Raw genomic sequence first — 4,694 nt, forward strand, 5'->3', positions numbered from 1 at the left:
TGGAGTTCACCTCATAGGTGTATTTTGAAAACAGCAACAAACGAGCTGTTATCTCTATTTTACTCCATAATACTCTTTCAATCTATGGAAATCAGATATTTATATCACGGATTCAGGTATTACGCTAACTGGACACGATTGTTCAACTATGCGAAAGCGTAATAAGTGTGATAATTGATCTTATAAAGAGTAATATGAGTGGAGGTAATTCCCAAATGTTCAAATTGAAAGAAATAATCATTGGTGTAATAATTTCAGCTTTATTACCATTATTGTTTATAGCAATTTTTAAGAACAATTCATCCACTGAAGTTGTCAATTCTGATGGATCTGTTACCATGACTGCACAGTGGATTAGCTTCACGTTTACATCATACTTGTTTACAGTGGTATGTATTCTAATCATATACATGACTATAAGTGCGGTAATTAAAGTGTTGAGAAAGAAAAGATAATTTATCCAACCGACAAATCGGATGTTATTTCTAATGCTACATTACTGTGATGTAACGAAAATTCGGTAACTATCATTTTGTACCTACTGCTACGGCTCAACAATAATGGGAACAACGAACTATTCAAGCTAAAGGTAATAGAGAAATATTTCCGGTCTGGCTGGATCGATGAAGGGGTAAGAGCACCGGAAAGCGTTAATTTGTGCCAGTTAATCTTCCTCTAATGATTGTCCGCTATAATCAGTTTATCTTTTGCCAACTGAGAATAGAGGTGACATCATGGAAAATATGCAAGCGGAAATGGAACGGCAAGCTCCTCGGCCGGAGGTTCGTCAGAAAAAAGAGCGGATCGAAGAAGTGACGCTGCTTCGCGCGTTTGCCTTTTTGGCGGTGGCGCTTCAGCACTGCATAGCGGAGTATATTTATCGGCCTGACATCCTGCCGGCTGACTCGATTATGCTTGCGATGCTGTTTCATTTCACCCGGTTCGGGACACCAACGTTCGTATTTCTGTCCGGTCTGATTTTGTTTTACAATTACAGCGGGAAGCTGCATTACCGTTCGTTTATCCGAAAAAGGTTCGGCGATATTTTTATTCCTTTTCTAAGCTGGACGATCATTTACTGGATAGCGGTGGAAGGGGTATTCGGCGGAAAGCTCATGCAGCCATCGGCTTGGACGAATATCTTTCAGCAACTGATCAAACCGACATACGGCTACCATCTGTGGTTTATCCTAATGATTTTTCAGTTTTATTTGTTATTCCCGTTGTTTTCCCGGTTGGTCGGAACAATCCGATCACGGCTGCGGCACAATTCGGAAGATGAATTATTTTCCAAGGTTGCGGGGATATCCCTGGCGCTTGGTCTGCTGCATGGAGCGCTGATGTGGCTGTCGTACTACAAAATGCCTGGCTGGGCCGCTTCCGTAGGCGGTTTTTGGGCGGAGCTGATCGCGAACCGTTCTTATTATTTTGTCATGTACTTATTTTACTTCCTGATGGGGAGCGTATGCGCCTTCGGCTTGAACCGGTTTCGGAAGTTCGTAGGAGATGCTATGGGCTGGACGATGATTGCTTTCATCGGGGCATATATTTGGCTCGGCTATGATGTATTGCGCTTCTCATCGGAGCGGATCAATTTGAATATTTCCTCCTATTTGAAGCCTTCTACTTTTGCAATTATCGTCTCCCAGCTGCTGTTGCTGTACGGAGCCGCGCTGCTGCTGCAGAAAAGGAAAGGCGCGCTTTACCGCATCCTGCTGTTTATCGGACGGCATTCATTCGGCGGTTTTCTGGCTCACGCATTTGTGCTCATGCTGGCGAGCGGGATAACACGGCCCCTGCATCTCACCGGGTATCATCTTCCGGCGGCGTTGATTACATTTATATTGGTTGCAGCAGGAGCGATCGGATTATCTTGTTTACTGGAAAAGCTGCCGTTCGGACGATGGTTGGTCGGCCCAACGGGCCGCCGAAAGCCGAAGGCGTCTGAGGCAAGCCGTTCCGTTATGCAAAACAAACGCCGGCTGAATTTGGAGAAATAGTCAAATGTTGAAGGGACGTCACTTCGTGATGTCCCTTTTTTGACGATATTAACTCTGTTATTTTATTACTATTAAGCGTGATTTTTGCTGGATGCTCATCTTGTGGGAAAAGATATTGACTGGTAAAATACGGTTAGAGCGAAAGGAGGACTCCAATGGATCAAATTCCGAACGAGCCGCATAATCAATATTACCAACCGATGCAGCAACTGCCGAAAACAAACAGTAAATCGATTGTGGCGCTTGTACTTGGTATTCTCGCTATAGTTGTGCCTTATCTTGGATTTTTTATCGGTATTGTTTCTATCGTGTATGCAAGTTTATCTTTTAAGGAAATCAAAAAAAACGGAGAACAAGGCCGCGGCTTGGCGATTGCCGGACTTGTATGCGGAATTATAGGTACTGCTTCCTATGCCATTTTTATACTAATCGCCATAATTGCTTTAATCTTTATTGCAAGCACCGGTACAGATCTGAATTATTCATCGATATAGTCCACTTACGACAGAGAAATCAAGCAGTACTATGTAGTCCATTCTAATACAAAAGTGCTGCCGTAGTATTCATGAGAACACACCTCCAGATGTTATTTTATTTGCTGACCCACGGTGATGAGTACTATGGTTTTTTAACTGATTTTGGGAGTGTAACTGAATTAAAGGATGCATACATCGTTCGTGTGATACCACATAGTAAAGAACGTTCTATACAAATGATCTCCAAAAATTTGCGGGATTTTCTTTGATTGTGTCTGTATCATCCGATTGAGGCAAGTTTTTTTAAGCATTCATTCAATAAAAGAAGAATGTGAAGAATCAGCAGAAGGAAGTCGTGAATACAATGCGGTCCGAGCCCTAGTTAAGGCCGGCGTAGCGAAGCAAGGCGTTTCCATGCGCATAGCCGCTTGGATCACCTGCTTCTCCCAGCACACGAGCGACAATGAGTCTCCTGGGAATGCTAACGGACAGGAAAATCAAAACATATGACGAAAATATAGAAAAAGAGATCGTTTCGAAGGGGATCGGTATGTGCAAACAGAACAAATGACGGTCAAGAAACTAGTAGTCGGGATTGTTATCCTTAGCATAGTCGTTATTATGCTGGGTGGCTGTGGTGATAAACCCAATCCCCCTGAGAATATACAGAAGGCAGGAAAGCAATTGAATATTTACGTCGATGGGAATGAAATTCTTATAATTAACAAACCTTTTATAGAGGGAAGAAGGTTGTACCTTCCTCTTGATTCGGTGCTTATTGCTATGGGCTGGACGTACAATCACGAAGAAGATGACTCATTAGCTATCTCTTACTATACACTAAATGAAAGTAGTACGACCTATTTGCATGATGAATGGGGAGATACGCTTCGACAAGTTGATGGGCATATTTATATCCACTCCAAACGATTAAGTGATTTAACGGATTCAGAGATCGTTTTTAATGCTGGGACAGGTGAAGTTACGATTACGACATCTCCAAACCCCGGCGATGTCACAGATGAAGAAATGGAGGAATTGCTAGCATGGCAAAAGCAACAAGAAACGGCAGCAGAGGATACAATGAGTGCCGAGGAAAGTGAGCAGATCAATTACGGAAAGTATTCTGCTCCGGATATATTCAACGACCTGTACACCTTAGATACGCAACTTAAAGAAGAAGGACTATCGTTATGGGACGAGCTCGGCTTTTACGGAGGTTATTACCAAAGCGAGTATGGGAATACCCCTTGGGATGTCATTACGTTTGGGTGGACGGGTGGAGATGGTGAACACTACGGCTTCTTAACGGAATTCGGATCTGTCCCGGATCTAAATAATGCCCCAATCGTAAGAGTTTCCCCAATGGGTGGGGATGAAGCTGCAGAAGTCATTGCCAACAATATCAGGGAGTTTTTGAGCGTAATTGCTATTGACAGTACTTTTATATATATGTCGTTTGAAAGTGAAGAAGCCTACCAAAACTACTTGCAAGAAGAGGAGGAGGCGCAACATGAATGGGCACCAACAGAGGTAGAGCAAGCGATTCGCCGTAAGGTCATGTCCAGACTGGTAAATACACTAAATCTACCTAAAATCGATCATCCATATGCATACCTTGATCGCGTAAAAGCTATGAGGGAGAAACAAATCGTTGTCGCCACGCCTGATGGACTGGGGGTAACTAATGTTCTCCCTGGGGACAAAGGTCGGCAACACGAAACACTTCTGGTGGATGATGATTTGGAAGCCGAAGAATTGAAAGGCTTTTTGAAGCGAGCTACCTATGCCGGTAAACTAGTATTGGCACGTACATTTAACGCAAAGGAATTCCATAGTGTGGAAGTCGAAGAGGCGATGGTAGAAGAAATGACCAGACTCGGACTTACCGATGAAATCGCCAGAATGAACGCATCAGCTTGGTAGATGTTGGGGTGTCGTTCAGATTAGAACAGCAAAAAACAGTTTTACAATGAAAATGTTACAACTGACACAGGGGGCTGGATATAAGCACGGATTTAGATTTTTTACGAGAAGCTATAGTCAACGTACAATAAGGGTATTACATACGATCTTGTTGTTGATATTAAGAAGAACATAGTTAGGAGCCATTCCTGTAATGAAGTAATTTGAGCTTTGAATGAAAAATGCGCCTCTAGTATACTGTGAATTGTTCCGGGAAGGACAAACCCACATACGAAAAGAGGCGCACAAATGA

3 protein-coding genes are annotated in these 4,694 nt (G+C 42.9%); all 3 read left to right on the top strand.

Annotated elements, in window-relative coordinates; translation table 11 throughout:
- Nucleotides 1-734 precede the first annotated feature (734 nt).
- Nucleotides 735-2,000: an acyltransferase gene (locus AC1TPC_RS26670; protein ID WP_482069750.1), complete on the top strand. Its 1,266-nt coding sequence runs from the start codon at nt 735-737 to the stop codon at nt 1,998-2,000.
- A gap of 155 nt (nt 2,001-2,155) precedes the next feature.
- On the top strand, nt 2,156-2,494 hold the full coding sequence (locus AC1TPC_RS26675) for a DUF4190 domain-containing protein (RefSeq protein WP_482069751.1): 339 nt from the start codon (nt 2,156-2,158) through the stop codon (nt 2,492-2,494).
- Nucleotides 2,495-3,028: 534 nt separating this feature from the next.
- Nucleotides 3,029-4,402: a hypothetical protein gene (locus AC1TPC_RS26680; RefSeq protein ID WP_482069752.1), complete on the top strand. Its 1,374-nt coding sequence runs from the start codon at nt 3,029-3,031 to the stop codon at nt 4,400-4,402.
- The last annotated feature ends 292 nt before the right edge of the window (nt 4,403-4,694 follow it).

The organism is Paenibacillus sp. Y280 (genome assembly GCF_056786335.1).